The organism is Pseudomonas gingeri (genome assembly GCF_013385635.1).
Lineage (GTDB): Bacteria > Pseudomonadota > Gammaproteobacteria > Pseudomonadales > Pseudomonadaceae > Aquipseudomonas > Aquipseudomonas gingeri_A.
The window spans coordinates 127,159-153,929 of the sequence record NZ_JACAPR010000003.1; the positions used below are offsets into that span (position 1 = coordinate 127,159).

General features: G+C 54.0%; 29 protein-coding genes. 22 read left to right on the forward strand and 7 right to left on the reverse strand.

Annotated features, from left to right (window positions below):
* Positions 1 to 66 precede the first annotated feature (66 nt).
* From rfbF to HX851_RS03245, 20 genes are all read left to right on the forward strand, one after another.
* Positions 67 to 837: a glucose-1-phosphate cytidylyltransferase gene (gene rfbF / locus HX851_RS03150; protein ID WP_177064957.1), complete on the forward strand. Its 771-nt coding sequence runs from the start codon at positions 67 to 69 to the stop codon at positions 835 to 837.
* The gene (gene rfbG, locus HX851_RS03155) at positions 834 to 1,913 is read left to right on the forward strand and encodes a CDP-glucose 4,6-dehydratase (RefSeq protein ID WP_177064959.1); all 1,080 of its coding nucleotides are present in this window, start codon (positions 834 to 836) and stop codon (positions 1,911 to 1,913) included. The genes rfbF and rfbG overlap by 4 nt, the downstream gene beginning before the upstream one ends.
* Entirely contained in the window at positions 1,910 to 2,461 is a 552-nt protein-coding gene (locus HX851_RS03160; RefSeq protein ID WP_177064961.1) for a dTDP-4-dehydrorhamnose 3,5-epimerase family protein, read from the forward strand. The genes rfbG and HX851_RS03160 overlap by 4 nt, the downstream gene beginning before the upstream one ends.
* The gene (locus HX851_RS03165; protein ID WP_177064963.1) at positions 2,458 to 3,687 is read left to right on the forward strand and encodes a class I SAM-dependent methyltransferase; all 1,230 of its coding nucleotides are present in this window, start codon (positions 2,458 to 2,460) and stop codon (positions 3,685 to 3,687) included. The genes HX851_RS03160 and HX851_RS03165 overlap by 4 nt, the downstream gene beginning before the upstream one ends.
* Entirely contained in the window at positions 3,684 to 4,532 is an 849-nt protein-coding gene (locus HX851_RS03170) for an NAD-dependent epimerase/dehydratase family protein (protein ID WP_177064964.1), read from the forward strand. Before HX851_RS03165 ends, HX851_RS03170 begins: the two co-directional genes overlap by 4 nt.
* Positions 4,525 to 5,601: a class I SAM-dependent methyltransferase gene (locus HX851_RS03175; RefSeq protein ID WP_177064966.1), complete on the forward strand. Its 1,077-nt coding sequence runs from the start codon at positions 4,525 to 4,527 to the stop codon at positions 5,599 to 5,601. The genes HX851_RS03170 and HX851_RS03175 overlap by 8 nt, the downstream gene beginning before the upstream one ends.
* Entirely contained in the window at positions 5,597 to 6,433 is an 837-nt protein-coding gene (locus HX851_RS03180) for a cephalosporin hydroxylase family protein (protein ID WP_438362378.1), read from the forward strand. The genes HX851_RS03175 and HX851_RS03180 overlap by 5 nt, the downstream gene beginning before the upstream one ends.
* 55 nt (positions 6,434 to 6,488) lie before the next feature.
* The gene (locus tag HX851_RS03185) at positions 6,489 to 8,000 is read left to right on the forward strand and encodes a lipopolysaccharide biosynthesis protein (protein ID WP_177064967.1); all 1,512 of its coding nucleotides are present in this window, start codon (positions 6,489 to 6,491) and stop codon (positions 7,998 to 8,000) included.
* Positions 8,001 to 8,004: 4 nt separating this feature from the next.
* Positions 8,005 to 8,847, forward strand: a complete 843-nt coding sequence (locus tag HX851_RS03190) for a glycosyltransferase family 2 protein (RefSeq protein ID WP_177064968.1) — start codon at positions 8,005 to 8,007, stop codon at positions 8,845 to 8,847.
* Positions 8,844 to 9,944, forward strand: coding sequence for a glycosyltransferase family 4 protein (locus tag HX851_RS03195; protein WP_177064969.1), 1,101 nt, complete (start codon positions 8,844 to 8,846; stop codon positions 9,942 to 9,944). Before HX851_RS03190 ends, HX851_RS03195 begins: the two co-directional genes overlap by 4 nt.
* A gap of 4 nt (positions 9,945 to 9,948) precedes the next feature.
* Complete coding sequence (locus HX851_RS03200; RefSeq protein ID WP_256262875.1) at positions 9,949 to 10,908, forward strand: GDP-mannose 4,6-dehydratase; 960 nt, start codon at positions 9,949 to 9,951, stop codon at positions 10,906 to 10,908.
* A 31-nt stretch (positions 10,909 to 10,939) separates the two neighbouring features.
* Positions 10,940 to 12,064 carry a GDP-mannose 4,6-dehydratase gene (gene gmd / locus HX851_RS03205; protein WP_177064971.1) on the forward strand — a complete coding sequence of 375 codons (1,125 nt, stop codon included), beginning with the start codon at positions 10,940 to 10,942 and terminating at the stop codon, positions 12,062 to 12,064.
* 2 nt (positions 12,065 to 12,066) lie between these two features.
* Positions 12,067 to 13,044, forward strand: coding sequence for a GDP-L-fucose synthase (fcl, locus tag HX851_RS03210; RefSeq protein WP_177064972.1), 978 nt, complete (start codon positions 12,067 to 12,069; stop codon positions 13,042 to 13,044).
* Between the two features lie 144 nt (positions 13,045 to 13,188).
* Complete coding sequence (locus tag HX851_RS03215) at positions 13,189 to 13,680, forward strand: acyltransferase (protein WP_177064973.1); 492 nt, start codon at positions 13,189 to 13,191, stop codon at positions 13,678 to 13,680.
* Entirely contained in the window at positions 13,677 to 14,861 is a 1,185-nt protein-coding gene (locus HX851_RS03220; protein WP_177064975.1) for a glycosyltransferase, read from the forward strand. The genes HX851_RS03215 and HX851_RS03220 overlap by 4 nt, the downstream gene beginning before the upstream one ends.
* Positions 14,858 to 16,024, forward strand: a complete 1,167-nt coding sequence (locus tag HX851_RS03225; protein WP_177064977.1) for a glycosyltransferase family 4 protein — start codon at positions 14,858 to 14,860, stop codon at positions 16,022 to 16,024. The genes HX851_RS03220 and HX851_RS03225 overlap by 4 nt, the downstream gene beginning before the upstream one ends.
* Complete coding sequence (locus tag HX851_RS03230) at positions 16,021 to 17,145, forward strand: glycosyltransferase (RefSeq protein WP_177064979.1); 1,125 nt, start codon at positions 16,021 to 16,023, stop codon at positions 17,143 to 17,145. Before HX851_RS03225 ends, HX851_RS03230 begins: the two co-directional genes overlap by 4 nt.
* Positions 17,146 to 18,555: a mannose-1-phosphate guanylyltransferase/mannose-6-phosphate isomerase gene (locus HX851_RS03235; RefSeq protein WP_177064981.1), complete on the forward strand. Its 1,410-nt coding sequence runs from the start codon at positions 17,146 to 17,148 to the stop codon at positions 18,553 to 18,555.
* Between the two features lie 9 nt (positions 18,556 to 18,564).
* Entirely contained in the window at positions 18,565 to 19,332 is a 768-nt protein-coding gene (locus HX851_RS03240; RefSeq protein ID WP_177064983.1) for a glycosyltransferase family 2 protein, read from the forward strand.
* Complete coding sequence (locus HX851_RS03245) at positions 19,332 to 20,300, forward strand: UDP-glucose 4-epimerase family protein (protein ID WP_177064985.1); 969 nt, start codon at positions 19,332 to 19,334, stop codon at positions 20,298 to 20,300. Before HX851_RS03240 ends, HX851_RS03245 begins: the two co-directional genes overlap by 1 nt.
* A gap of 84 nt (positions 20,301 to 20,384) precedes the next feature.
* On the opposite strand, the gene HX851_RS03250 is transcribed toward HX851_RS03245, so the two are convergent.
* The 3 genes from HX851_RS03250 to HX851_RS03260 all read right to left on the reverse strand — a co-directional run bounded on the left by HX851_RS03250 (position 20,385) and on the right by HX851_RS03260 (position 22,736).
* On the reverse strand, positions 20,385 to 21,686 hold the full coding sequence (locus HX851_RS03250) for an NAD(P)/FAD-dependent oxidoreductase (RefSeq protein ID WP_177064987.1): 1,302 nt from the start codon (positions 21,684 to 21,686) through the stop codon (positions 20,385 to 20,387).
* A 63-nt stretch (positions 21,687 to 21,749) separates the two neighbouring features.
* Complete coding sequence (locus HX851_RS03255) at positions 21,750 to 21,923, reverse strand: DUF3094 family protein (protein WP_017123503.1); 174 nt, start codon at positions 21,921 to 21,923, stop codon at positions 21,750 to 21,752.
* Positions 21,924 to 22,106: 183 nt separating this feature from the next.
* Positions 22,107 to 22,736, reverse strand: a complete 630-nt coding sequence (locus tag HX851_RS03260) for a DUF1780 domain-containing protein (RefSeq protein WP_177055186.1) — start codon at positions 22,734 to 22,736, stop codon at positions 22,107 to 22,109.
* A gap of 135 nt (positions 22,737 to 22,871) precedes the next feature.
* Here HX851_RS03260 and HX851_RS03265 point away from each other — a divergent pair, with 135 nt between their 5' ends.
* Together HX851_RS03265 and HX851_RS03270 are read left to right on the forward strand one after the other, a co-directional pair.
* Positions 22,872 to 23,570 (forward strand): energy-coupling factor ABC transporter permease, encoded by a 699-nt coding sequence (locus HX851_RS03265; protein WP_177055184.1) that lies wholly within the window; start codon positions 22,872 to 22,874, stop codon positions 23,568 to 23,570.
* Between the two features lie 65 nt (positions 23,571 to 23,635).
* Positions 23,636 to 23,851 (forward strand): hypothetical protein, encoded by a 216-nt coding sequence (locus HX851_RS03270; protein ID WP_177064989.1) that lies wholly within the window; start codon positions 23,636 to 23,638, stop codon positions 23,849 to 23,851.
* Positions 23,852 to 23,856: 5 nt separating this feature from the next.
* Here HX851_RS03270 and yacG read toward each other — a convergent pair whose 3' ends face one another.
* The 4 genes from yacG to HX851_RS03290 are packed head-to-tail and all read right to left on the reverse strand — an operon-like array spanning position 23,857 to position 26,769.
* Positions 23,857 to 24,060: a DNA gyrase inhibitor YacG gene (yacG, locus tag HX851_RS03275; protein ID WP_017123507.1), complete on the reverse strand. Its 204-nt coding sequence runs from the start codon at positions 24,058 to 24,060 to the stop codon at positions 23,857 to 23,859.
* Positions 24,057 to 24,680, reverse strand: coding sequence for a dephospho-CoA kinase (gene coaE, locus HX851_RS03280; RefSeq protein ID WP_177064990.1), 624 nt, complete (start codon positions 24,678 to 24,680; stop codon positions 24,057 to 24,059). The genes yacG and coaE overlap by 4 nt, the downstream gene beginning before the upstream one ends.
* The gene (locus HX851_RS03285; RefSeq protein ID WP_177064991.1) at positions 24,677 to 25,549 is read right to left on the reverse strand and encodes a prepilin peptidase; all 873 of its coding nucleotides are present in this window, start codon (positions 25,547 to 25,549) and stop codon (positions 24,677 to 24,679) included. Before HX851_RS03285 ends, coaE begins: the two co-directional genes overlap by 4 nt.
* A 2-nt stretch (positions 25,550 to 25,551) precedes the next feature.
* Positions 25,552 to 26,769: a type II secretion system F family protein gene (locus HX851_RS03290; protein WP_177064992.1), complete on the reverse strand. Its 1,218-nt coding sequence runs from the start codon at positions 26,767 to 26,769 to the stop codon at positions 25,552 to 25,554.
* Between the last annotated feature and the right edge of the window lie 2 nt (positions 26,770 to 26,771).

Here is a 26,771-nt window from a genome sequence, read left to right on the forward strand (position 1 = left end):
GGGTCATTGCCGCGCCCATCAGATCGATTGTGCGGTTTTCATAGGCATTGCTAGGTAAGGTTTTCCATGAAGGCGGTAATTCTGGCGGGCGGGCTGGGCACGCGCATTTCCGAAGAGTCTCATCTGCGTCCCAAACCGATGATCGAAATCGGTGGCAAACCGATTCTCTGGCATATCATGAAAATCTACTCTTATTACGGAATCAACGATTTCGTGATTTGCTGTGGGTATAAGGGGTATGTCATCAAGGAGTACTTCGCTAATTACTTCATGCATATGTCCGATGTAACGTTCGATATGTCCAATAACACCATGGAAGTCCATCAGCGTTACGTTGAGCCTTGGCGCGTGACCTTGGTCAATACCGGTGAAGACACCATGACGGGTGGGCGTCTCAAGTGCATTCGCGAGCATTTGGGTGATGAACCATTCTGTTTTACTTATGGTGATGGTGTAGCGGATGTGAATATTCGCGAACTGATCGAGTTCCACCACAATCACGGCAAGCTTGCGACTGTCACGGCTATCCAGCCGCCAGGACGGTACGGTGCCTTGAACATAGAGGGTGCCCAGGTCAGTAGCTTTCAGGAAAAGCCAGCGGGTGATGGCGCGTGGATCAATGGCGGTTACTTTGTGCTCGATCCGTCGGTGATTGATTACATTGTCGATGATCAAACCAGCTGGGAGGCCGAGCCGCTGATGCGATTGGCTAATGAGGGTAACCTTATGGCCTATCAGCATCGTGGCTTTTGGCAGGCTATGGATACCTTGCGAGACAAAAATCATCTCGAGGATTTGTGGAGCAAGGGTAATCCCCCCTGGAAACACTGGGCATGAGGCAGTTTGGTGATCTCTATCGAGACCGCAAGGTTCTGCTTACCGGGCATACCGGCTTCAAGGGTAGTTGGTTGGCGACCTGGCTCTGTGAGCTGGGAGCGCAGGTAACCGGTCTCGGGCTGGCCCCTGAGAGCACTCTGTCTCATTGGGATCTGTTGAGCGTTCCTGCGACGGATGTGCGTGGAGATATTCGCGATCCGGTAACGGTTCTGGCGGCATTCGAACGGGCTCAACCCGAAATCGTCTTTCACCTCGCCGCCCAGGCGCTAGTGCGCCGCTCCTATCGCGATCCGCTGGAAAGCTGGTCGACCAACGTGATGGGAACCGCCAATGTGCTAGAGGCCTGTCGACTTACTCCCAGTGTGCGAGCTGTAGTCGTCATTACCACAGACAAGGTCTACGCCAATAATGAGTGGCCTTGGGGCTATCGCGAAAATGATCGCCTCGGTGGTCATGATCCCTATAGTGCCTCCAAGGCCGCCAGCGAGTTGGTTGTGGATAGCTACCGCAAGGCATTTTGGGGTAATGAGGGGGCGCCTCTTGTCGTTACTGCGCGTGCCGGTAATGTCATTGGGGGAGGGGACTGGTCCGAAGATCGCCTCATCCCCGATCTGGTCAAAGCTGTAGGGCGCGGCGAATCCCTGGAAATTCGCTCACCTCAATCCACTCGCCCCTGGCAGCATGTCCTTGAATGTTTGTCAGGTTATCTTTTGCTTGGGCAGCGGCTTCTGGCGCTCGACAAAGAGGTCGTGGGAGGATGGAACTTCGGGCCCGAATCGCGGGATAACCGTACGGTGTCAGAGGTGTTGGCGGGGCTTCAGAAATACTGGCCGCAGCTTGCCTGGCACACTACATCCGAGCCTCAGCCACATGAAGCCAATCTGCTCTATCTCGATTGTGCACAGGCAAAAGCCCGTCTTGGATGGCGGTCGGTGTGGAGTCTGGAGCAAGGCCTGGAAATGACTTCGAACTGGTATCGCCAACAGGCCTCCACCGGCGAGGCAATAACCCGTGAGCAACTGAGGGACTATATCGACGCGGCCGCCAAGGCAGGCTGTGTCTGGATTGATTCATGAATATTCGAACTACCGCTATAAGCGGAGCGCTGGTGGTTGAAACCCAGCCATATCAGGACCACCGTGGGGCCTTCAGTCGCCTGTTCTGTGAGAGAAACCTGGCTCAGGCTTTGGGCGGACACCACGTCGCGCAGATCAATCATTCTCGTACCAATGTCATAGGTGCTGTGCGTGGGCTGCATTTTCAATACGCTCCCCATGCGGAGATGAAAATGGTCCGTTGCCTGAAAGGGCGTGTATGGGATGTGGTTGTAGACCTGCGTGCGGGTTCCCCGACGTTTTTGCAGTGGCATGCTGAAGAGCTGAGCCCGCAGACTGGTTGCATGTTGGTTATCCCTCAAGGCTGTGCTCATGGTTTTCAGGTCTTGGAAGCTGAAAGCGAATTGCTCTACCTGCACACGGCTTTCTACGAGCCGGCGGCTGAAGGTGCTGTGCGCTATGACGATCCACGACTGGGCGTCACTTGGCCGCTGGCTGTTACTGATCTCTCCGAGCGCGACAAGAATCACGCTTTGCTATCTAACGAGTTCGCTGGACTTCATGTATGAAATGTCGCCACTGTTGTGAACTGCTGCAGCATACTTTTCTGGACCTGGGTTTTGCGCCACCGTCCAACTCGTACCTCAGCGAGTCTGAGTTGAGCGCACCAGAAATCTACTTTCCGCTCAAGTTGAAAGTATGCGAACACTGCTGGTTGGTGCAGACCGAGGATTACGCTCAGGCAGACTTGTTTTTCTCCAAGGACTACGCCTACTTCTCGTCCACGTCGAGCAGCTGGCTAGAGCATGCCGCTGCTTATTCCAAGACTGTGATCGAGCGCTTTGGACTCGGAGCTCATAGCTTTGTCATCGAAGTGGCTTCAAACGACGGTTATCTGCTGAAGAATTTTCTGGCTGCCGATATCCCATGCCTTGGGATCGAACCCACCGCCAGCACGGCCGCAGCGGCGGAAAAAATAGGTATTCCGGTACTGCGTGAGTTTTTCGGTGAGGAGCTGGGCGAGCGCCTGGCGACGGAGGGGCGTCAGGCTGATCTGATTGCAGGCAACAACGTTTTTGCTCATGTGCCAGATATCAATGACTTCACGCGTGGGCTGAAAGCGGCCCTGAAGCCTGGGGGGATTATTACGCTTGAGTTCCCGCATCTTATGCGTCTTATCCAATACACCCAGTTCGATACGGTTTACCACGAACACTTTTCCTATCTGTCTCTCTACACGGTAAATCGAATCTTTGCGCAGGCTGGTTTGCGGATTATGGATGTTGAAGAGCTACCGACCCATGGAGGTAGCCTTCGTGTGTATGGTTGTCATGCTGAGGATGGTCGGCGCGTCAGTCCAGATGTCGCTCGTGTGCTGGACGCTGAGTTGCAGTTCGGCTTGCAGAGCCTTGAGGTTTACCAGGGTTTCCAACGGCGGGCCGATGAAGTCAAGAATGGTTTGTTGAGCTTTCTGATTGAGCAGAAGCATGCTGGCAAGCAGGTGGTGGCCTATGGTGCGGCGGCCAAAGGGAATACCTTGCTGAACTATGCGGGCATCAAGCCGGATCTCCTGGCTTATGTATGCGATGCGGCCCCCTCCAAACAGGGTAAATACCTGCCGGGTAGTCATGTGCCCGTGTACTCCCCGCGGAAGCTGCAAGAGACCCTGCCTGACTTCGTCCTGATTCTCCCTTGGAATATTGCTGAAGAGGTTCGAGAGCAGCAATCCAAGGTACTGAGCAACGGGGTGGGTCGATTCGTTGTGGCGGTACCTTCGGTGCGAATTTTCCCATGAGGGTGCTTGTTACTGGGGCAACCGGGTTCGTTGGTCGGCATGTCGTTTCCAGTCTGATCGCAAGCGGTCATAGTGTGATTGCCGTTGCTCGGGATATTAAGCGGGCGAGAGAGATGCGCTGGCCTTCTGCTGTGCATTTCGTTGCCTGTGATATTCACTGTACGGACTTGGATGTCGTCGCTCTGTTTGGTCCGGTGGACGCGCTCATCCACCTGGCTTGGCCTGGTTTGCCTGATTATCGATCCCTGTCCCATTTTGAAAATACCCTTGGGGCTGATTATCGGTTCCTCAAGTCGCTGGTCCTCTCCGGATGTCGGCACGTATTGGTTGCGGGGACGTGTCTGGAATACGGGCTGCAGGAGGGATGTCTGAACGAGGACATGGCCGCGCAACCAACGACGCCTTATGGGATCGCCAAGGATTGTCTGCGCCGTTTTCTCGAGGTGTTTAGAAAAGAGGTGCCTTTTACCCTGCAGTGGGCTCGGCTGTTTTACATGTATGGTCCGGGTCAGAATAGCAAAAGCTTACTGAGCCAACTCGAACTGGCACTCTTGTCGGGTGATGATAAATTCCCTATGTCCTGGGGCGAGCAACTGAGAGATTATTTACCGGTTGAGCATGTCGCTGCTGATTTGGTGAACCTACTGGGGCATGTGGAGCTCGATGGCGTTGTCAACATCTGTAGCGGAAAGCCTATTTCGGTAAGACGCCTTGTCGAAGAGTTCATTATCAGCAAGGGCGCAAAAATAGAGTTAGAGCTCGGGCATTATCGTTACCCCGATTACGAGCCTATGGCGTTTTGGGGGGATCGTTCAAAGTATCAAAAGGTAGACTTTAATGAGTAATTATGAGCCAATTCTGAAAATTGAAGGCCTGCCGATCCAGCAGAATAGGGTTTATCTTTCACGTCAGGAAGCCATTGATTGTGTAACGGGCGATATTGTTCTTGTTCAAGACCCTGTCACTGGCGTTGTGCATAACGCCGCCTTCGATCCTGCTGTCATGGTGTATGACGAAAACTATCAGAACGAGCAGGGCTTTTCCGAGAAGTTCAAGGGCCATCTCGACCATGTTGCTTCGATTATTGAAAGTCATGCGGCGGGTGGGGCTATCGTCGAGGTGGGGTGTGGCAAGGGGCGGTTCCTAGAGCTCTTGCGTTCTCGGGGAGGAGATGTTGTAGGGGTCGATCCCGCCTATGAAGGTTCCCAACCCTATGTGATCAAGGCACCGTTCTCACCTTCTCTGGGACTGGCCGGAGAGGTGGTGGTTATGCGGCATGTGCTTGAGCATATTCCTGATCCCTGGTCCTTTCTGGATGCTATTTGCGAGGCCAATGGCCGCTCGGGTTTGATTTATATCGAGGTGCCCTGCCTGGATTGGATAAAAGACAATCGAGCTTGGTTCGACATCTTTTATGAGCATGTCAATTATTTCAGGCTGACAGACTTTGATCGTTTTTTTGAAAAAATCATCGAAGGTGGAAAAATATTCGGAAATCAGTACTTGTACGTCGTCGCCGATATGGCGACCTTGATAAAACCTGCTCGATACAAAGGGGAGGTTTTTGATTTTTGTGATGGTTTTATGCAAGAGACAGATCGGGTACTGGCACAATTGCATCTGAAGGCGTCCACGAAAGTCGCTATCTGGGGGGGGGCATCGAAAGGTGTTATTTTTGCTCAGAACCTGATGCGCGACGGCCGGTTTGTTATTGATTTCGCCATTGATATAAACCCTGCCAAACAGGGTGGTTTTTTTCCGGTGTCAGGTCTTCCAGTATTCTCCGCGGAAGAGGGGCTGAAGAAACTCTCCAAGGGCGATGTGATTCTTGTAATGAATTCCAATTATATGGAAGAAATTCAATTGGCTGGAGGTGGCGATTTTAACTACCTTTCAGTGGATAGCCTTGATTGACTTATTGAATTGTGAGGTTGGTTTGAGTCAGGTAAAGAAGTTTTTTGATGAGCGTGATGCGCGTGTTTCCGGCTATGCAGGTAGCACAATGGCAGAGAAGGCATCTGCCTTTCTAGAGGCCAGTATAGGTGAGATGTACTCTTATAACTATACTTGGCTCGGGCGGCCGATTATCCAGTACCCACAAGATATGGTGGCGATGCAGGAGCTTATCTGGGATATCAAACCCGACCTTATTATTGAGGCGGGTATCGCCCATGGCGGCAGTTTGATTATGCATGCTTCGATGTTGGCACTGATCGACTATGCCGAAGCTGTGGAGTCTGGGGCGGTTTTGGATCCAAAGGCAACAACTCGCCGCGTCTTGGGCCTGGATATTGATATACGTCCTCATAATCGCGAGCAGATCGAAAAGCACCCGATGTCTCATCGTATTGACATGATCGAAGGGTCCTCTATCGATCCTGAAATCGTTGCGCGTGTGCATGATATTGCGAAGAGCTATAAACGTATATTGGTAGTGCTTGATTCGAATCATACTCATGACCATGTATTAGCGGAGCTTGAGGCTTATGCGCCACTGACCTCCAAAGGTAGTTATTGTGTTGTTTTTGACACGGTTGTCGAAGATCTTCCGAGTGAAATGTACCCCGATCGGCCTTGGGGAAAAGGTGATAATCCGAAAACTGCGGTGTGGGAGTACATGCGGCGGCTTGGTGCTGACAAACGCCAGGCAGTGGATGGGTTGGAGTTGAAATTTGAGATTGATAAAGCTATTGAGGATAAAGTTCTGGTCACTGTTGCACCTGATGGTTATTTAAAAAGGGTATGATTTTCGAGTGTTTGCTTTGATGTGATAAGTTGAAATAGCGCGCAGGAAATTTTTCATGTGCGCTTCACTAATGATGGTGTCTGTTACGATGGGTTTGATACGGCGAAATATGCTGGCCAATTTTGCTGGGCAAGGGTGGATCGCCTTAATGGGCTTTGCATTCGTGCCATTTTATCTAAAATTCATAGGCGCCGAAGGCTATGGTCTCATAGGCTTTTTTGTTGTGCTGTCGTCCAGTCTGGCCATTTTGGATGCGGGGCTGAGTGCCACGGCTATCCGAGAGATTGCGGGGTTCAATGACGCCTCTGCGGAAGAGCGGCGTGGCATCGTGTCACTCTTGACGACCATTGAAGTTTTTTTTTGGGGAATAGCCATTTTAGTCGGGGTCGGCTTGGTCTGTGCTGCTCCACTGATTGCAGAATACTGGCTGACGGTTGAGCCTGATAAGCTTCAGGCTACTGTAAAGGGGTTAAGACTCATGGGGGGAGCGTTGGCGATTCAGTTCCCCATGGTTTTTTATACGGGTTGTCTGGTCGGCCTTCAAAGGCAGTTAATAGTTAATGTTGTTGGAGCCCTGAGCGCTACTTTCAGAGGGCTGGGAGCAGTGGCTGTTTTATACTGGATTGCCCCCACAGTTGAGATGTTCTTTGCTTGGCAGTGCATTGTAGGGGGGGGCACACTCCTATGCTTACGGCTCTCTCTTCGTCGCGAATTTAGTAGTGGCGGTGGTGTTAAAAAATTCAGCGTTTCTTCAATCGTTAAGGTCAGGAAATTTGCCGTTGGCGTGGGAAGTGTCAATGTGCTAGCGTTTCTTTTGACCCAGATAGATAAGATAGTGTTATCAAAAATTCTGCCGATAAAAGAGTTTGGCTATTATATGTTGGCTTGGACGCTCGGAACTATTTGCCTGCGATTGGTCGGTCCGGTGTTTAATGCTTACTATCCTAGAGTTACTCAGTTGGTTGGGCTTGATGATGAGCGAGAATTGAAGTTAACTTATTTGAAGGCCAGCCGGATAATGGGGGTTCTTGTCGCCCCTTTATCTATGTGGTTGATTTTTTATAGTCAGCCACTGCTGCTACTCTGGACGCATGATCCCGTCCTTGCGAATTCAACGGCCGTCGCGCTTATGCTGATCGCCGCAGGTACAATGTTAAATGCCTTTATGCACATGCCTTATGCATTGCAGTTGGCGAACGGCTGGACGAAATTGGCGTTTTGGCAAAATTTCCTGGCGGTTCTATTTGTGTTGCCTTCGACCTATTTTTTTGCAAAACGCTACGGGTTGATGGGGGCAGCCTTGCCATGGGTTATACTGAATTTTTGTTATGTTGCTATCTCGGCGCCGATTATGTATAGGCGTTTTATTGGCTCTGTCCAACGTGCTTGGTATTGGCATGGTATTGTTTTTCCAGTTGTTTTTTCATTGGTGGTTATTTGTTTTTTCTACTATGTTTTTTTTGATATAAAAGGTCTGATGTTCTCAATTGTTTCGATGATTTCCTGTTTGTTGGCTTCCGTGTTTGGGTGTTTTTACTTTTTTATTTGGCGAGCTAGGTTTCGGTGACTATATGAGCGCACGGGTTACCATTGGGATGCCTGTTTATAATGGTGCTGCGACACTGAGTGCTGTATTGGAGGCGTTGCTCTCTCAGACTTTTAAGGAGTTTGTCCTGCTTATTTCTGATAATGCGTCTACGGATGCTACAGAAGAAATATGCCAGCGCTTTATGGAGAGGGATAAGCGGATTTCGTATGTGCGGCAGCCAGAGAATATTGGAGCAGAGAGAAATTTTGACTATGTTCTTCAACATGCCAATACGGAGTATTTCATGTGGGCAGCGGCGGACGATCTTCGCTCTGAAAACTTTCTGGAAGCTAATCTGAGGTTTCTTGAGGAAAATAAAGGCTATCTTGGATCCACCTCGCCGACTCGTTTTGAGGACGGTGTATTTGATCCTATTGGGATGGGAGATCAGACTCGTGACGAAGATGATCCCATGCAACGAATAGATAATTTTTTTGGTGTCTGGCATTCCAATGGCCGCTACTATTCTCTTTTTCGGCGCGACGCGATCAAGGACTGGCGTGCTGCTGACATGTGTTTTCTGGCATCCGATTGGTTTTTTGTAATGAGCTTACTGCGTAAGGGAAAGCTGAAACGACTGGACGAAGGTTTTGTATTGTTGGGGCGGGAAGGTATCAGTAATGGCCTTGGTATATTTTCTCGCTATCGAAAATACCTTATTCATTGGGCTTTCCCATTTTATGAGCTTTTTGTCAGAACGTTTGCTTTGCTGAGGGGGAGTGGCTTGGGTGTTAAGTTTCGGGTGTTATGGTTTTTGTTTAAAATAAATTTTGTGGCTGTCAGGTTACAGATAAAGTTTGAGCTGAAAAAAAGAGCAGGATTATGAAAATTGCCTTTGATCACCAAATATTTTGTCTGCAAAATTATGGTGGTATCTCTCGTTATTTTTCTCGTATCGCAGAACAGATGCTGTTGGAAAATAATGAGGTAGGTATTTTCTCGCCACTTCATCGCAATCTGTATTTGAAAGACCTTCCCCTTGGAACTGTACACGGTCGTCAGGCTGAAAAGTACTGGCCTCGGACAACAAGGCTGGCACTTATTGGTAATCATTTAGTTGGTCAACAGGCTATGCGCCGTTGGCGGCCCCAGATTGTGCATGAAACTTATTATTCGCGTTTTGGTCCGGCTCCGGAAGGCTGCCCAGTCGTTCTGACCGTTTACGATATGATCCATGAGTTATTTCCGGAAAGCTTTTCGCCTAAGGACAAGACAACGCTCTTGAAACGTCGGGCTGTGGAACGGGCTGACCACGTCATCTGTATTTCAGAAAGTACGCGGCAAGATCTCATGAGATTATTTGCTGTTCCGGAGAGTAAATTGTCGGTTGTCCATCTGGGCTTCGAGCAGTTCAAACCTGTACTGGGGAGTCCAGGGGCTCGATCGTCGAGACCTTATCTGCTCTACGTCGGCAGTAGGTCGGGGTACAAGAACTTTTTCGGCCTGCTTCAGGCGGTAGCTACGTCGAACTGCTTGAAATCCGACTTCGATATCGTTGCGTTCGGTGGCGGTGGTTTTTCACGAAGTGAGCAAGAACTGATCGAAAAGCTTGGCTTTTCCCCTGAGCAGGTAAGCCAGACAGGGGGGGACGATGCCGTACTGGCGGATCTTTATGACGGTGCCAGAGCCTTTGTTTACCCGTCTCTTTACGAAGGTTTTGGTCTTCCCCCGCTGGAAGCGATGGCGCACTCTTGCCCCGTCGTTAGCAGTGATGCTAGCTCCATGCCTGAAGTCATCGGCGAGGCGGGGGTATTTTTCAATCCGGCCCGTCACGATGAAATGGCCGCTGCGATAGAAAGGGTGGTTTACTCTGACAGCGAGGTATCGAGGTTGATCAAGCGAGGCCATGAGCGATTGGCTCATTTTTCCTGGCAACGCTGTGCTCAGGACACGCTCTCCATCTACCAGTCATTGCAAAGGTAAGGCTTTGGAACATTCAAAAAAAACAGCCCTGATTTGCGGCGTGAGTGGCCAGGATGGGTCTTATCTTGCGAAGTTCTTGCTCGAAAAGGGTTATAGCGTATGGGGGACGTCGCGTGATGCGCAGGGCTCTTCATTTGGTAATCTGAAACGCCTTGATATCTTGCCGCGGCTCAAATTGCTCTCGATGGTTCCTGAGGACTTCCGTAGCGTTTTCATGGCGCTGAAATCAAGTCAGCCTGACGAGGTGTATTTTCTCGCGGGACAGTCTTCCGTGGGACTCTCGTTCGAACAGCCAGCCGAAACCATTCAGAGTATCACCCTGGGAACACTGAACATGCTCGAGGCTTGCCGGATGAGCGAGCGCCCGATCCGCTTTTACCAAGCGGGATCCAGTGAATGTTTTGGTGATACCAATGGTGAACCGGCCTCTGAGAAGACTTCCTTTCATCCGCGCAGTCCCTACGCGGTAGCGAAATCCTCGGCTTTCTGGCTGGTCGATAATTATCGCGAGGCTTATAATCTCTTCGCCTGCACCGGTATCTTGTTCAATCACGAATCTGCATTGCGTCCCTCCCGATTTGTTACACAAAAAATTGTGACGACGGCCAAACGTATCGCTGCCGGTTCGGATGAGCGTCTGACTCTCGGACGTCTGGATATTGCGCGCGATTGGGGGGCGGCTGCGGAGTACGTCGACGCCATGTGGAGAATGCTCCAGTGCGATGAGCCTGGCGATTTTGTTATCGCCACAGGTGAAACCCACACGCTGGAGGCATTCGTCGCAGAAACCTTCACTCAGTTGGGGCTGGATTGGAGAGCGCATGTCGATCAGTCGAAGGAGTTCTTCAGGCCTACCGATTTGTTGGTCAGTCGCGCAGACCCCTCCAAGGCTGAACGCGTTCTGGGATGGAAAGCCCATTCGACCATGTCTGACGTTATTAGCAGCATGTTAAGTACGATTTAACTACATATTCAAAGAATTCTAGGACGTAGAAATGACCCTGAAAAAAGCGCTGATTACCGGGATCACCGGCCAGGACGGCTCGTATTTGGCTGAGCTGTTGCTGGAAAAAGGGTACGAGGTCCACGGGATCAAGCGACGCGCATCGTCCTTCAACACGCAACGTGTCGACCATATCTATCAGGATCCGCATGTTGATAATCAGCGCTTCATTTTGCACTACGGTGACCTGTCCGACTCTTCGAACCTGACACGCATCATTCAGGAGGTGCAGCCTGACGAGGTCTACAATCTGGGCGCACAGTCGCACGTCGCTGTGAGCTTCGAGTCGCCGGAGTATACGGCCGATGTGGACGCCATGGGGACCTTGCGCATTCTCGAAGCCATCCGTCTGCTTGGCCTTGAGAAAAAGACACGTTTTTACCAGGCTTCCACATCCGAGCTCTATGGCCTTGTCCAGGAGACTCCACAGAAAGAAACCACGCCTTTCTACCCGCGTTCGCCCTATGCGGTGGCCAAGCTGTATGCCTACTGGATCGTTGTGAATTACCGTGAGGCCTACGGTATGCACGCTTGCAACGGGATCCTCTTCAACCATGAATCACCGCGTCGCGGCGAGACGTTCGTGACACGCAAGATCACCCGGGGCCTGGCAAACATTGCACAGGGGCTTGAGCAGTGCCTGTACATGGGCAACATGGATGCGCTACGTGATTGGGGGCATGCCAAGGACTACGTTCGCATGCAGTGGATGATGCTCCAGCAAGACGAACCTGAAGATTTCGTCATTGCGACGGGGGTGCAATATTCCGTTCGTGACTTCATTCGCTGGTCTGCTGTGGAACTGGGTCTGGCCTTGCGTTTTGAAGGGGCGGGAGTGGAGGAGCGGGGCATCATCGAGTCGATTACCGGTGACAAGGCTCCCGCACTCAAGGTCGGGGATACCTTGGTTCGTGTCGATCCACGCTATTTCCGTCCGGCGGAGGTTGAAACATTGCTCGGCGATCCAACCAAGGCAAAAACGAAGCTGGGTTGGGTACCAGAGATTACGGCTCAAGAGATGTGTGCCGAAATGGTTCGCGAAGACCTGAAGGTCGCTCAGCGCCATGCATTGCTGAAGAACCATGGCTACGATTTGCCGGTGTCGTTGGAGAACTAGGAATGTCGCGTCAATTGAGCGAACGTATTTTTGTCGCTGGCCACAAGGGAATGGTTGGCTCGGCCATCGTCCGTCGCCTGCAGGCGTTGGGCTACACGAATATTGTGACTCGCGACAGGGCTCAATTGAATCTGTTGGATCAGCATTCAGTAGCCACTTTTTTTGCCGAGAACAAAATTGACCAGGTGTATATGGCCGCTGCCAAGGTCGGGGGTATTCATGCCAATAACACCTACCCGGCAGAGTTCATCTACGAAAATCTGATGATGCAGGCGAACATCATCCACGCCGCGCATCAGCATGATGTACAGAAAATGCTCTTTCTGGGGTCGTCTTGCATCTACCCAGTGAAGGTCCAGCAGCCTATGGCTGAAGAGGCCTTGCTGACGGGTGTCCTTGAGCCTACCAATGAGCCTTACGCAATCGCCAAGATTGCCGGAATCAAGTTGTGCGAGAGTTACAATCGGCAGTATGGACGGGACTACAGAAGTGCCATGCCCACCAACCTGTATGGACCTCATGATAACTTCCACCCGGAAAACTCCCATGTAATCCCGGCTCTCTTGCGTCGCTTCCATGATGCAGTTGAACAGGGTATCGAGGAGGTGGTTATCTGGGGTAGCGGTTCGCCGATGCGCGAGTTCCTGCATGTCGATGATATGGCCAGTGCCTCGGTTCATATCATGGAACTGGATCAGGCTGTGTACGCTGCACATACACAATCGATGCTTTCGCACATCAATGTCGGCACTGGTGAGGATTGCACCATCCGCGAGTTGGCTCAAACGATCGCAAAGGTAACCGGATTCAACGGTCGTCTGAGCTTTGATGCGAGCAAACCGGATGGGTCGCCAAGAAAGCTGATGGATGTTTCCCGTCTTGAGCAGTTGGGGTGGCGAGCGGCGATCAGCCTTGAAGATGGGTTGCGTGACGCTTACGCTTGGTTCTCCGAGAATACTTCTTACGCTCGTTCACGATAGCTTGAAAACGCATGGCATGGTTTGGCACAAGACCTTGGCCATGCGGTTTCTTTTGCTTGGTGCATATCGCGATAGTCTTTCTCTTCTGCCAGCAAACAACCTCGTTCCTTCGGGGTATTCCTCGTTGAGATTTAGTCGGTACTTATGATCAGGCACCTAATCAATATCATTCTCTCTCTCTTCCCACCGTCCCGACTTTTCGCCTTCAGAGCGGTTCTCTTGCGCTTCGCCAGCGTTGAGATACAAGCGAACGTAAAGTTTTGTGGTCGCGGATGGATTTATGGACGAGGCCGTCTGACTGTCGGCGAGGGAACCTGGATCAGCCCGGGTGGAATCTTCCATACGCATCAAAATGCTGATATTCGAATCGGCTCCCACTGCGATTTGGGCCCCGGGGTTGAGTTCATCTTGGGCAGTCACGAAATCGGCTCGCGAGAGCGGCGTGCGGGTAAAGGTACGGCGCGTTCCATCGTTGTGGGGAACGGCTGCTGGATTGGCGCAAAAAGTGTCATTCTGGGGGGGGTTACCATCGGTGATGGCGCTATAGTCGCGGCGGGAGCCATAGTGACCAGAGACGTTCCTGGCCATGTGCTTGTCGCTGGTGTTCCTGCTGTCGTAAAAAGGCAATTGCCATGAAACGCCCCCTGGTCCTGGTGGTCTGTAACGCGTTGGATGACAAGACCCGCGTTGAAAGAGGAATTGTCAGCGACAGCCCGGCGGCTTCTCGCAAAGTCGTCATGCTCTGTCAGGCTTTGCGCGAAGCGGGGGCACGGCCTTGCATCCTTAGTCTTGGTCGGGGGCGCGCCAATGGTTCCTTCACCTATTTTCCCCGTAGCGTCAAGAGAGTGGCAGGCGTGCCGGTTGTGTATGCTCCTTTTTCTCATGTCCGGTTCCTTTCCCAGTTTCTCTCGTTGTTCTTTCTGATCGGTACTTTGCTGCGACTATCGTCTAGCCAGCGTAAAGCAGTGATTTTCTACAATCGGATGAGTGCTTATTTACCATTGCTGCTGGCTGCGTCCGTCACTGGCTACAGACGGTTTCTTGATCTTGAGGATGGGGAAGTCGCAGGTCAGGGAAGTGGGTCGTTGAAAGCGCTTCTAGGCCGTTCGATTACCTGGCTCTATGACCGTTTGTGTTCGGATGGGGCCCTATTGGCTTGTAGCGCCCTGGCACAGATGACTGGCATACGCCCGGTTCATTGTTACTACGGTTCAACCTCGACGAAGAAATTTGAAGTAAAACCGGGCACTAATCCTAGAGCGGTGCTAATGGCCGGCACCCTCAACACTGATACCGGTGCCGATCTATTGATAGAGACGGTGCGTTTACTTCGCCAGGAGAAGGACGAGTGGGCGCGAAATCTCCAGTTCGAGGTGACCGGTAAGGGCGAGGCGCTCCAAGCGCTGCAGGGCCTGGCGAATGAGTCCGGGACTCCAAAAGTGACCCTGCATGGCCGGACTACTGACGCTCAATACGCCGAGGTGCTCGAGCGTTGCAGTGTCGGATTGGCATTGAAGCCGGTAGGTGGACCATTGGCTGACACGACCTTTCCTTCAAAGGTCATTGAGTTTGCCGAAGCGGGTCTTCTGGTTCTTAGTACGGATATCAGTGACGTGCGGGCAGTGCTGGGCTCGGGTGCTATCTATCTGACTCGTAATGACTCTGCTGAGTTGGCTGCATTGTTCCGAAAAATTGTCGAGGACCCCGAAGAAAGTTTGACCTGCGCTCGGCGCGGTCAGCAGGCTGCCATTGCTCGTTGTGCGCCGCAACTGGCCGGCCGGGCAGTGTACGACTTCATGTTTGGCGGCCGGTCATGATGGAAAAGCCATTGTTCATTACCTGGCAGCCGGTGCTGACGGATCACCAAGCGTTTACTTATGAAGGGTTGTCTCGACAGGCGGAAACTCCGGTCCTTGCTTACGTGCTGACAATGGAGGATGCCACACGTCGTGCCCAGGGATGGCGGGACACTCAGGTTGAGTCGATTGAGCGGCGGCTTATACCGGAGCGTGGCACGTTCTTGTATTGTTATCAGAAAATGCGTGAGCACCGGCATGATATACATTTGTTTGGTAGCGCATTTCAAAGCTCAAAGATGCTTTATTGCCTATTGTTGGCAGTGGCTTTGCGCGTTGAGTTTTATATTGTCTCGGAGCCTTATTCACCTATCAGTCAGGGTTATTTCAGCGATGGTGCCTTGACGCTTGAAAAACTCAAGGCAAAGTTGCGACCATTTCTTTATAAAATATATATGGCGCTGCTTAAACAAAGCATGTCTGGAGTTTTTTCGATTTCCTCGAAAGCGCTCTCGCAGTATTCGGATGCAGGAGTGAAAAAAGATAAACTATTTCCCTTTGGTTACTTTGTTCCAATCATTGAAAACCGATTTTTGGCACCACAAGAAAAGCCTGAAAGCTCGGACTGTCTGAGAGTTATTTTTGTCGGGGCATTGATTGCTCGTAAAGGTGTTGATCTGCTTATAGAAGCTATCGCCAACTCGGGGGCTTCTGTGGTTCTTGATGTCTATGGTCCTGGTGATCCCTCTTCATTCGCGTTTGATGGCGAAAAGATCCGTTACTGCGGAATCATTCCCTTCGGCAGCACGCAAGCAATCGTGTCCAGTTATGATCTTCTTGTCCTGCCCAGCCGCTATGACGGCTGGGGTGTTGTGGTGAATGAGGCTCTGTGTGCGGGAGTGCCGGTACTATGCAGCGACCAGGTGGGGGCTCGAGTGCTGGTCGAGAAATTTGGGGCAGGAGCCGTCTTCGACTCCAACGATCACGGTGCGCTTGAGCGTATGATCGGTATGCTGTGTTCCGAGCCAGAACATCTGGTCGCTATGCGTGCTGCCACGCACCATGCAGCAGCAGCTATCCAGCCTGTTGTCGCGGCGGATTACATGTTGGCAGTTCTTCGCGCCAAACCAGAGTGCAAGGCTGCCGTAGTTTCTCCCTGGTATCCGAAAGAGTCTTTGCAATGAGTCAAGATACTGTTCGCCTGCATCTGACCAACATTGCCGGCCAGGGGGCTGTACAGTTGCTCAAATCATTGTTGCCGGCTCTGGAGCAGAACACGGGGGTGCGTGTTGTCGAAGCCTATCTACCTGGCAAAGGGGACTTATCATCCTATAAGGGCGCGGGGGGGGCAATAAAAGTAACGAGCTATCGGCGTTACTTGCCTAATGCTTTCTCACGTTTGATGGAGTGTCTTTTTCTTGGTCGGCGTTTTAGCGGGGCCGTCCCCTTATTGGTGATGGGTGACTTACCCATTCGTTGCATCACCCGGCAAACGGTTTTCGTTCAGAACTCTCATCTTTTGCGGCCTGCAACGACCTCTTGGAGTGTTGCAGGGCTGAAGTTGTCAATGTTCAGATGGGTTTTTCGCCGGAACCTTCGATATGCCCAGGCGTTTATCGTGCAGACGGCGCTGATGCGTGAGGCTCTGATTGACTCGTATCCCTCATTAGAGTCGCGAGTGTACGTTGTGCCACAACCAGTCCCTGTCTGGCTATTGAAGTCCGGGCTTCGGCGGACGGGGCGTGTTGGTGCGGCAGGCGAGCCCTTGCGTTTGATCTATCCGGCGGCAGGGTATCCTCACAAGAATCACAAGCTGCTGGCCGCTATCGATACTAGCGATATGACACAATGGCCCGTCGCGAGTGTTGATCTCACCCTCGCGCAAAGCAGTAATCCAGCCCCCGATGCGCCGTGGCTGCACTGCCTGGGCGTCTTCTCGTCGCAACAGATGCTTGATGCCTACCGGCGAGTGGATGCTCTGTTGTTTCTCTCGACGGACGAGAGCTATGGATTTCCGCTTGTGGAGGCCATGTTTTCAGGCTTGCCAATCATTTGCCCTGACCTGCCTTATGCCCGGGTTTTGTGCGGTGACGAAGCAATATACTTTCGAGTGAACGATCCGGTGTCTTTGAAAGGCGCTGTGAATGAGTTGTACAGAAAGCTTTCTGCAGGTTACTGGCCTGATTGGGGCGAGCAATTGAAAGCAATACCCAGGGATTGGGAGATTGTCGCAAGGAGCATGCTGGACATCGCCGCTCAGCCATTGACCGGTGCGAACAACGAATTGAATGCAAGGGATGATTAAATGTTGATTCCGGTAATTATGGCCGGTGGTTCTGGCTCCCGCCTCTGGCCGCTGTCGCGTCAGCTCAATCCCAAGCAGTTTCTTTGCCTGGCGGACGCCGAATTGTCCATGTTGCAAGCCACGATCAAGCGTCTGGACGGCCTTGATGTCGCTTTGCCTCGTTTGATCTGTAATGAGGAACACAGGTTTCTCGCCGCGGAGCAGCTCAGACGCCTGGGCATGGAAAACATCAATATTCTACTTGAGCCTATAGGGCGTAATACCGCTCCCGCGGTTGCCCTGGCCGCGTTGCAGGCAGCCGCTGAAGAGCAGGAACCGGTGCTGTTGGTTCTGGCGGCGGATCATCTGATCCAGGATATTGAAACGTTCCAGGCCAGCATACGACAGGCTTTGCCTCTGGCGCTTGATGGCAAACTCGTTACCTTCGGGATTGTCCCGACCCAACCGGAAACGGGTTATGGCTATATCGAAAAGGGTGAGAGCCTCGATGCCAATGGCTTCGAGGTGGCGCGTTTTGTAGAAAAGCCGGATGAAAAAACGGCCCGCGCCTATCTGGATAGCGGGAATTACCTATGGAACAGTGGCATGTTCATGTTTCGTGCTAGCCGCTACCTGGAAGAGCTGGAAAAATTCCGTCCGGATATCCTGGCATCTTGTCGTAGTGCGCTTGCCGTGGGGGCGCAGGACATGCACTTCACTCGTGTAGGTGTCGAGGCTTTCACAGCCTGTCCTTCTGAGTCGATCGACTATGCGGTGATGGAAAAAACTGCTGATGCGGTTGTGGTTCCGCTCGACGCCGGCTGGAGCGATATCGGGTCCTGGGCGGCGTTGTGGGAAGTTGGAAGCAAGGACGCCCAGGGCAACGTATGTCACGGTGATGTTCTGGTCGAGCAGACAAGTAATACATTCGTGCATTCGCAAAGCCGCTTGGTCAGTACTGTTGGCGTTGATGATCTTGTGATTGTGGAAACCAAGGACGCGGTCCTGGTGGCCCATAAAAGCCAAGTGCAAAATGTAAAGAAAATCGTTGATAGGTTGAAGAGCGAAGGACGCTGTGAATCGCTTGATCACCGTGAGGTCTATCGTCCCTGGGGTGTCTATGATTCGATTGATAAAGGTAGTCGCTATCAAGTGAAGCGCATTACCGTCAATCCTGGAGCGAAACTCTCATTGCAAATGCACCACCATCGCGCTGAGCATTGGATTGTCGTAAGCGGTACTGCGAAGGTCACCAACGGTGAAAAAACCTATCTGGTAACTGAAAACCAATCCACCTATATCCCTATCGGCCAGGTACATACGCTGGAAAATCCCGGGGTTATTCCTTTAGAACTGATTGAAGTGCAATCCGGTTCCTATTTGGGTGAAGACGATATTGTACGTTTTGAAGATCTGTACGGCCGTGCATGAGAGGTGGTTTTGAAGTTATCAATTGTTACGGTTTGCTATAACAGCGCGAACACCATTCGAGACACGATAGAGTCGGTTCTATCGCAGGATTATCCTGAGATTGAATACATAGTGGTGGATGGCGGCTCGAAAGACGGCACCCAGGCGATTATCGAGTCTTATGGTGATCGTATCAGCAAGTTTGTCAGCGAACCGGACAAAGGAATTTACGACGCGATGAACAAAGGGGTGGCGCTGGCGAGCGGAGAGGTAGTCGGTATCCTGAACTCCGACGATTTTTACGAAAGCTCCACCAGTGTTTCTTCTGTGGTAGAGGCGTTCGGGCGCTTCCCAGAAAGTGATGTGGTCTTCGGTGATGTCGTGTTTGTTAATGCTGTCGACCTGCAGAAAGTAACTCGCTTTTACCGTGGTAATCGATTCGCTCCCTGGAAGCTGCGTTTTGGATGGATGCCACCTCACCCTGCGAGCTTTATACGCAAGACCGCGTACGAGGCAGTCGGTCCGTACTCTCTGAAGTACAAAATATCCGCGGATTATGAGTTTTTTGTTCGGTTTTTCATGGTCCGGCGTCTCAAGTACTCCTATCTTGAGCGGGTCGTGGTCCGCATGCGTGCCGGTGGTGCCAGTACCTCAGGGCTGAGGAGTAGCTTGAAATTGAATTTGGAAATCGTGGATGCCTGTCGTACCAACGGTGTCTACACCAACATACTGATGCTCCTGCTCAAGTTACCTTTCAAGCTTTATGAGTTGCGCAAGCGCCCCAAGAGTATGTCCTGATGCCGAGTATTTTTTTGACTGGCGGGACTGGGTTTGTGGGGGGCGCAGTCCTGCGACGCCTGAGTAGCGATACTCGCTCCAGTTATCGGCTTATGGTTGGTGTCAGGCGTCCGGGCGCCCAATTTCCAGAGGGCGTGGTTCCGGTGGTCGGGGGGCGGGACGATATTTTTTCTGCAGGCTCCTACCTGTCTGAGATTGATGTCGTCATTCATGCCGCTGCACGCGTTCATGTGATGAATGAGACTGCTGGTGACGTGCTGGAAGCGTTTCGTCAGGTCAATACCGAGGCAACTCTGGCGCTTGCACGGAAAGCGGCTCAAGCAGGCGTAAAACGCTTTGTGTTCATCAGTTCGATAAAGGTCAATGGTGAAGGTACCCTCCCAGGAAGACCCTATCGTGCTGATGACCTTCCTTCCCCCACTGATCCTTACGGTATTTCCAAGCTTGAGGCAGAGCGTGGATTACAAGCCTTGTCGGCAGAAACCGGCATGGAGGTCGTGATCATAAGACCTGTGCTGGTTTACGGTCCGGGCGTGAAGGCTAATTTTCGCGGCATGATGAATTGGTTGCGGCGAGGTGTACCGTTACCGTTCGGAGCCATTAACAATCAGCGTAGTCTGGTTGCTCTGGACAACCTGGTGGATCTGATAGTGGCTTGCATTGATCATCCGGCAGCGGCCAATCAAGTGTTTCTGGTCAGTGATGGCGAGGATCTTTCCACCACCCAACTGTTGATCCGGATGGGCCACGCATTGGGTAGACCGGCGAGGTTGTTACCGGCACCAATGTGCTTTTTAAGCATCCTCTTTAGGCTGTTGGGAAAAAAAGCTACAGCGCAACGCTTGCTGGGATCGTTGCAAGTGGATATCGACAAGACCAGGACATTGCTCAACTGGGTGCCCCCCGTCAATGTTGAAGACGCATTATCGGCAACGGCGAAAGACTATCTGGAGTCTTGTGTCGGATAGGTATCATCTGGAGCCGCATATTTTTATCTTTTGCTCTGAACGATGAGAGGGTCGCACCCACGTGGTATGGGGGCGACCTGCAACTCAGTGCAGCTTCAACCGCGGATCCGTCCCGCGTCCGATCCGGCTGCCGAGCATCAGCATCAAGGTGCGGAACGTGCCGTACAGTGCCATCTGGTGCATGCGGTACAGCGACACGTAGAACATCCGCGCCAACCACCCCTCCAGCATCACGCTGCCGGTCAGGTTACCCATCAGGTTGCCGACGGCGGAGAATTTCGACAGAGAAATCAACGAGCCGTAGTCGGTGTAGCGATACTCAGGCAAGGTCTTGCCTTCGATCCGCAGCTTCAGCGATTTGGCCAGCAACGACGCCTGTTGGTGAGCGGCTTGGGCTCGCGGCGGCACATTGCGGTCGCTACCGGGCTGCGGGCAGGCCGCGCAGTCGCCAAAGGCGAAGATGTTCTCGTCGCGTGTGGTCTGCAGGGTCGGCAACACCTGGAGCTGGTTGATCCGGTTGGTCTCCAGGCCGTCGATGTCCTTGAGGAAACCCGGTGCACGGATCCCGGCCGCCCAGACCTTGAGGCTCGCCGGAATGACCTGGCCATCAGCGGTGACCAGGCTTTCGGCGGTCACTTCGCTGACCGAGGCGTTGGTCATGACCCGGACGCCGAGCTTCTCCAGGGTTTTATGCACAGGGCCACCGATCCGCTCGGGCAAGGCGGGTAGCACCCGTGGCCCGGCTTCGATCAGGGTGATATGCATGTTTTCCGGCTTGATCCGGTCCAGGCCATAGGCCGCCAGCTCATGGGCCGCATTGTGCAGTTCGGCGGCCAGCTCGACGCCGGTGGCGCCGGCACCAACGATGGCCACGCTGATCATCTGCTCGGGCGCATCGACGTTCCCGGCGTGGGCACGCAGGTAGTGATTGAGCAACTGCTGGTGGAAGCGCTCGGCCTGCTTGCGGGTGTCGAGGAACAGGCAGTGCTGGGCGGCGCCCTGGGTGCCGAAGTCGTTGGTGGTACTGCCGACAGAGATCACCAGCGAGTCATAACCCAGCTCGCGGGCTGGTAGCAGTTCCACGCCGTGTTCATCATAGGTCGCGGCCAGCTGGATCTTTTTCCCGGCGCGATCGAGCCCGCTCATGCGTCCGAGCTGGAACTCGAAATGGTTCCATTTCGCCTGGGCGACATAATTGAGTTCGTCTTCCGAAGAGTTCAGGGAGCCGGCGGCCACTTCGTGCAGCAGCGGTTTCCAGATGTGCGTCAGGTTGGCGTCGACCAGCACGATGCTGGCCGTGCCGCGCTTACCCAGGGTCTTGCCCAGGCGGGTCGCCAACTCCAGGCCGCCGGCGCCGCCGCCGACGATCACGATACGATGGTTCATGGGAATATCTCGCAAGGCTAAAGGAAATCTGTGCTTGCGTTATCCGGGCGAGCGCGAGGCAGCTCATAGCGCCAGATAACTCAGGAGGCGGCTCAACAGGCCCAAACCGATCACCACGACCAGCACCACGACCAGGAGCATCCACGGCCGGAAGGGCCGGCGCTCGACTTGATGCTGGGAAAGTTGCAGGTATTGTTCGACATGCTTCTGGTCGTCCGGGTTCAGGCGGCTGCTCATAAAAAGGCCTCGTCAGGTAGACGTAACGGAATGGTTGAACGCTACATCGGGGGAGCCGGCGGGGCCCCAGCAGAGAGTGCGTGTTCCAGAACTGAGCATAGCCGTTGGCTTGTCGTGCACGCTGTCGAGGATTCGGACGAGTGATTACGCTTTGTATCACTGGTGCGGTGATTGCGCCATGGTTTACAGGCTGATGCCGACATCGAAGACAATGCTGCGCCCCAGGTTGCCGCGCAGGAAGTCCGGGGCATCGGGGTGGGCGAACAGGACCCGGGCGAAGGTCGGGCCCACCAGCGACAGCGAGCGCCAACCCTGGCGCAGGTATTCGGTGGGGGGCGGGAAGTGGCTGTTGAGGTCCAGTACTTCGCGCTTCAGGCTGGCGAAGGCGATGATATCCAGCTCGCCGAGGTCCAGGCCGCGTTCCTTGTAGTTGTGGGCTTTCTTGCGCAGGGTCGGCGCCAGGCGCTGCAGCAGTTCCGAGGCGGGAATGCGCTTGGGCTTGGCCTCGCGGCGTACCAGTTGGCTCAGGGAAAACGCGCTGCGTCGGCGCTGCAGTTCTTCACGCCATTCATCGTTGAGGCGCCGGCCTTCGTCGAGGACGAAAAACACTTCGAAGCACGCATCGCGAAACAGCACGTCCGGCGGTTCCTGTCCGGCGGGGTGGAAGTCCTCGTTGCGGTATGGCACGTTCAACCCTTGCAGGAGGCGCTGGCAGACCCAACGCTCACGCTCCCATTTGCGGGCATTGGAGAGAAACGTGTTGGCTTGCTCGGCCTGGATGGTCAGCAAGCGTAAGAAGTCTGAGTCGTCCATGGCCCAAGCTTAGCGTCGAAACCATGACCGCTGGAAGTGGCGTGCGGATTTTGTCGCGACGGGCTGTCGCGAGGCTCGATGTAGACTGTAGGACCCGTGTGGACAGGGAGTGCCGGGTGTGACGAAGAGGTCCTTATGATCGGCGCGCAATTGCTGTCGCCCGAAAGCCTGATCATCGGCTGGCTGGTTTATCTGCCGGTATTGCTGTGGGCGATCCGGCGTTCGCCCTGGGTCGAGTTGTTTACCGACAGCCGACGCCAGCACCTGCTGTTCGGTACGGTCTTCGCGTTGTTTCTGCTCTGGCTGGTGCGACGGGATTTCGATACGGGGGTGTCCTATCACTTTATCGGCCTGACGGCGGTTACCCTTCTACTGGATTGGCCGTTGGCGATTGTCGGCGGATTGGTGGCGCAACTCGGTCTGGTGCTGCTCGGACGGCAGGACCTTGCCGCGTTGGGTGTCAACGGCACACTGCTGATCCTGCTGCCGGTGCTGGTGACCGAGGTGTGCGCGATAGTTGTAGAGCGCGCGCAGCCGCGAAATCCCTTTGTGTATATCTTCTGCTCCGGATTTTTCGCCGCCGCCCTGGCGGCGCTGCTCTGTTTGCTGGCGAGTCTGGCGCTGTTGTGGTTCGACGGACGTTTCGCGATGCCGGAGTGGCTGGAGGACTTTATCGGCTATCTTTGGCTGATCATTTTTCCCGAGGCCTTTATCAACGGCATGGTGATCAGTGCATTGGTGGTGTTCTGCCCGGAATGGCTGGAGACCTTCAACCGTACGCGGTATCTGTCGGCGCCCTGGAAGGACAACGAACCGCCCGGAAACTCCCGTTGATCTGCATCAAACAGTCCGGCCTGGTACGCGCTCATGCTGGGAAAAACAACCGGGAGGGTGGGGCGATGAGTGTGTACGAATGGGCGCGTCAGGAAGTGCAGGCCAGCCTGGAGGCCGCGCACACGGCAGGTTTTGAGCCAGGGCTGGGATTGCGCGCCTTGCTCAGCGCGGTGGTGCAGCAGAGCAAGGCGGTACGCAGTGCCGAGGATCTGGCCGACGAGTTGCAGTTTCTGGCCGAGAACCTCGATGACGGGCAGGACTACGGCTTTATGCGGCCTTGATCAGCTCAGTGGGCACGCGGTGGCAGATCGTCGGAGAACAGGTCGTCCTCGGCATCCGGGCTGACGGGAATCTTGTGTTCCTCCGAGGCCCAGGCACCGAGGTCGATCAGCTTGCAGCGATCGGAGCAAAAGGGCCGGTTGGTATTGGTCGCGCTCCATTCCACGGGCGCGCCGCAGGTCGGGCATTCGACGGTCAGGGATTGGCTCATGATTGGCCTCCACGCAAAGTAAGGTAAAAGGTGTGCAGGCGTTCGACTTCGCTGTGCAGCCAGGCGAGGTCGCGGTCATTGACCAGCACATCGTCGGCCTGTCTCAGGCGTTCTTCGCGACTGGCCTGGGCCTTGAGGATCGCCTGCACCTGTTCTTCACTGGTTCGGTCGCGCAGCAGGGTCCGCTGGACTTGCAATGCCTGTGGCGCGTCGATCACCAGCACGCGCTGGGTCGTGGCGTACTGCCCTGACTCGATCAGCAACGGTGACACCAGGATCGCGTAGGGCGATTGCGCGCGGGCCAGGTGGCTGGCGATCTCCTCGGCTATCAGCGGATGCAACAGGGCTTCCAGCCAGCGCCGTTGTCCGGCGTCTGCGAAAATCAGCTTGCGCAGGGCGCCACGGTCCAGTTGGCCGTCGGCCTGCAGCACGCCGGGGCCGAAGTGTTCGGCGATCTTCAGCAACGCCGGGCGACCGGGCTCCACCACCCAGCGCGCGGCGTGATCGGCATCCACGGCATGGATGCCGAGGTCGATAAAGTGCTGTGCCGCCGCGCTCTTGCCGCTACCGATACCACCGGTAAGGCCGAGGATCCAGGGTTTTGAAGCAGCTCTGGTCATTTGAAACCGGCAAATTGCAGATAAGAAGTGGTTATTTGACCACCCCAGAGCAATGCAATCCACCCGGCAATCGCCAGATAGGGACCAAAGGGGATTGGCGTCGAGGTCTGGGCATTGCGCAGGCGCAGCAGAATCAGCCCCAGGATCGCACCCACCAGGGATGACAGCAGGATGGTCAGCGGCAGGATTTGCCAGCCGCCCCAGGCGCCGAGCATCGCCAGCAGCTTGAAGTCGCCGTGGCCCATGCCTTCCTTACCGGTCAGCAGCTTGAACACCCAGTACACCGACCACAGGCTCAGGTAGCCGGCGACAGCGCCCCAGAGGGCGTCGCCCAGGGAGGTGAAGATCGCGAAGTGGTTGGCGATCAGGCCCAGCCACAACAGCGGCAGGACCAGGGCGTCAGGCAGCAGTTGGTGGTCGGCGTCGATCAGGCTCATCGCCTGCAGGCCCCAGGTCAGCACCAGCATCAGGCCGGCGGGCCAGCCGAAACCGAAATGCCAGGCGATAAAGGCAGAGAGTAGGCCGCAGGCCAGTTCGGTCAGCGGGTAGCGCTTGCTGATGGGCGCTTTACAGTTTGAACATTTGCCACGCAGCAGGGCATAGCTGATCAGTGGCAGGTTTTCCCAGGCACGGATCTGGTGATTGCAGTGCGGGCAATGGGAGTGGGGCAGGAGCAGGTTGTAGGTCGCAGCGGGCTCGGGTTGTGGCAGGCCCAGGACTTCGTGGGCCTGGGTACGCCAATCGCGCTCAAGCATCTTCGGCAGCCGCCAGACGATGACGTTGAGGAAACTGCCGACGATCAGGCCGAGGACGAGGGTGAACAAAACAAAGGCCAGCGGGTTGCTGGCCAGGAAGTCGGGTAGGGGCATGTTCAGATGACTGAGCCGAGTTTGAAAATAGGCAGGTACATGGCGATGACCAGGCCACCGACAATCACTCCGAGTACAGCCATGATGAGGGGCTCCATCAAGCTGGTCAGGCTGTCGACCATATTGTCGACTTCACTTTCGTAGTAGGTTGCGACCTTGTCCAGCATATCGTCCAAGGCACCAGACTCTTCACCAATGGCCGTCATCTGGAGTGCCATGCTGGGGAATACGCCGGTAGTACGCATGGAGAAGTTCAGTTGCATCCCGGTGGAGACGTCCTGTTTGACACGGTTGACGGCATTCTTGAAGACGATATTGCCGGTCGCACCTGCTACGGAGTCCAGTGCCTCCACCAGAGGCACGCCGGCGGCGAAAGTTGTCGACAGAGTGCGTGCGAACCGAGCGACGGCGGATTTGTAGAGCAATGGACCGATGATGGGCATCTTCAACAGCATTCGGTCCAGCCAGTTACGAAAGCGCTCTGAACTCTTGTGGGCACGCTTGAGTGCATAAGCTCCGCCGACCAGGGCCAGGATCACAATCCACCACCAGTCTTGCAGTATTTGTGAAAGGCCGATAACCATCAGGGTGAAAGCCGGAAGCTCGGCACCGAAACCGGTAAAGATTGCCTGGAACTGCGGCACCACCTTGATCAGCAGGATCCCGGACACAATGATTGCGACGAGTATGACCGCAATCGGGTAGTTCATGGCCTTTTTGATCTTGGCTTTGAGCGCTTCGGTTTTTTCCTTATAGGTGGCTACCCGATCCAGCAGGCTTTCGAGAGCACCTGCTTGTTCGCCTGCATCCACCAGATTGCAATAAAGCTCATCGAAATACTCAGGCTTCTTGCGTAGGGACGTCGCGAAACTGTTGCCCGCCGCGACCTCCTGCTTGATGTCATCCACCAGCTTGCGCATATTCGGATTATCGAAGCCTTCGGCGATGATGTCGAAGGACTGCAGCAGTGGTACGCCGGCCTTCATCATGGTCGCCATCTGCCGGGTAAACAGCGCGATATCCATGGGCTTGATGCGTTTGCCCTTGCTGAAGATCGACGCGCTTTTCTTGCGTACCCTGCCTGGATTGATGCCTTGTTTACGCAACTGCGCCTTGACCAGAGCCGGGTTGTGCCCCGTAAGCTCTCCCGTCATCTTGGTACCTTTCTTGTCGGTACCTTCCCAGGCATAAACGCTGATTTTTACCGCTTTTGTCGCCATGG

Coding starts and splice junctions, on each gene's coding strand:
- HX851_RS03270 (WP_177064989.1), top strand. CDS start 23,636: ATGAGTGTGTACGAATGGGCGCGTCAGGAAGTGCAGGCCAGCCTGGAG.
- HX851_RS03195 (WP_177064969.1), top strand. CDS start 8,844: ATGAAAATTGCCTTTGATCACCAAATATTTTGTCTGCAAAATTATGGT.
- rfbF (WP_177064957.1), top strand. CDS start 67: ATGAAGGCGGTAATTCTGGCGGGCGGGCTGGGCACGCGCATTTCCGAA.
- HX851_RS03160 (WP_177064961.1), top strand. CDS start 1,910: ATGAATATTCGAACTACCGCTATAAGCGGAGCGCTGGTGGTTGAAACC.
- fcl (WP_177064972.1), top strand. CDS start 12,067: ATGTCGCGTCAATTGAGCGAACGTATTTTTGTCGCTGGCCACAAGGGA.
- HX851_RS03190 (WP_177064968.1), top strand. CDS start 8,005: ATGAGCGCACGGGTTACCATTGGGATGCCTGTTTATAATGGTGCTGCG.
- HX851_RS03245 (WP_177064985.1), top strand. CDS start 19,332: ATGCCGAGTATTTTTTTGACTGGCGGGACTGGGTTTGTGGGGGGCGCA.
- HX851_RS03175 (WP_177064966.1), top strand. CDS start 4,525: ATGAGTAATTATGAGCCAATTCTGAAAATTGAAGGCCTGCCGATCCAG.
- HX851_RS03225 (WP_177064977.1), top strand. CDS start 14,858: ATGATGGAAAAGCCATTGTTCATTACCTGGCAGCCGGTGCTGACGGAT.
- HX851_RS03220 (WP_177064975.1), top strand. CDS start 13,677: ATGAAACGCCCCCTGGTCCTGGTGGTCTGTAACGCGTTGGATGACAAG.
- HX851_RS03235 (WP_177064981.1), top strand. CDS start 17,146: ATGTTGATTCCGGTAATTATGGCCGGTGGTTCTGGCTCCCGCCTCTGG.
- HX851_RS03250 (WP_177064987.1), bottom strand. CDS start 21,686: ATGAACCATCGTATCGTGATCGTCGGCGGCGGCGCCGGCGGCCTGGAG.
- yacG (WP_017123507.1), bottom strand. CDS start 24,060: ATGAGCCAATCCCTGACCGTCGAATGCCCGACCTGCGGCGCGCCCGTG.
- HX851_RS03255 (WP_017123503.1), bottom strand. CDS start 21,923: ATGAGCAGCCGCCTGAACCCGGACGACCAGAAGCATGTCGAACAATAC.
- rfbG (WP_177064959.1), top strand. CDS start 834: ATGAGGCAGTTTGGTGATCTCTATCGAGACCGCAAGGTTCTGCTTACC.
- HX851_RS03165 (WP_177064963.1), top strand. CDS start 2,458: ATGAAATGTCGCCACTGTTGTGAACTGCTGCAGCATACTTTTCTGGAC.
- HX851_RS03185 (WP_177064967.1), top strand. CDS start 6,489: ATGTGCGCTTCACTAATGATGGTGTCTGTTACGATGGGTTTGATACGG.
- coaE (WP_177064990.1), bottom strand. CDS start 24,680: ATGACCAGAGCTGCTTCAAAACCCTGGATCCTCGGCCTTACCGGTGGT.
- HX851_RS03170 (WP_177064964.1), top strand. CDS start 3,684: ATGAGGGTGCTTGTTACTGGGGCAACCGGGTTCGTTGGTCGGCATGTC.
- gmd (WP_177064971.1), top strand. CDS start 10,940: ATGACCCTGAAAAAAGCGCTGATTACCGGGATCACCGGCCAGGACGGC.
- HX851_RS03215 (WP_177064973.1), top strand. CDS start 13,189: ATGATCAGGCACCTAATCAATATCATTCTCTCTCTCTTCCCACCGTCC.
- HX851_RS03260 (WP_177055186.1), bottom strand. CDS start 22,736: ATGGACGACTCAGACTTCTTACGCTTGCTGACCATCCAGGCCGAGCAA.
- HX851_RS03285 (WP_177064991.1), bottom strand. CDS start 25,549: ATGCCCCTACCCGACTTCCTGGCCAGCAACCCGCTGGCCTTTGTTTTG.
- HX851_RS03265 (WP_177055184.1), top strand. CDS start 22,872: ATGATCGGCGCGCAATTGCTGTCGCCCGAAAGCCTGATCATCGGCTGG.
- HX851_RS03230 (WP_177064979.1), top strand. CDS start 16,021: ATGAGTCAAGATACTGTTCGCCTGCATCTGACCAACATTGCCGGCCAG.
- HX851_RS03290 (WP_177064992.1), bottom strand. CDS start 26,769: ATGGCGACAAAAGCGGTAAAAATCAGCGTTTATGCCTGGGAAGGTACC.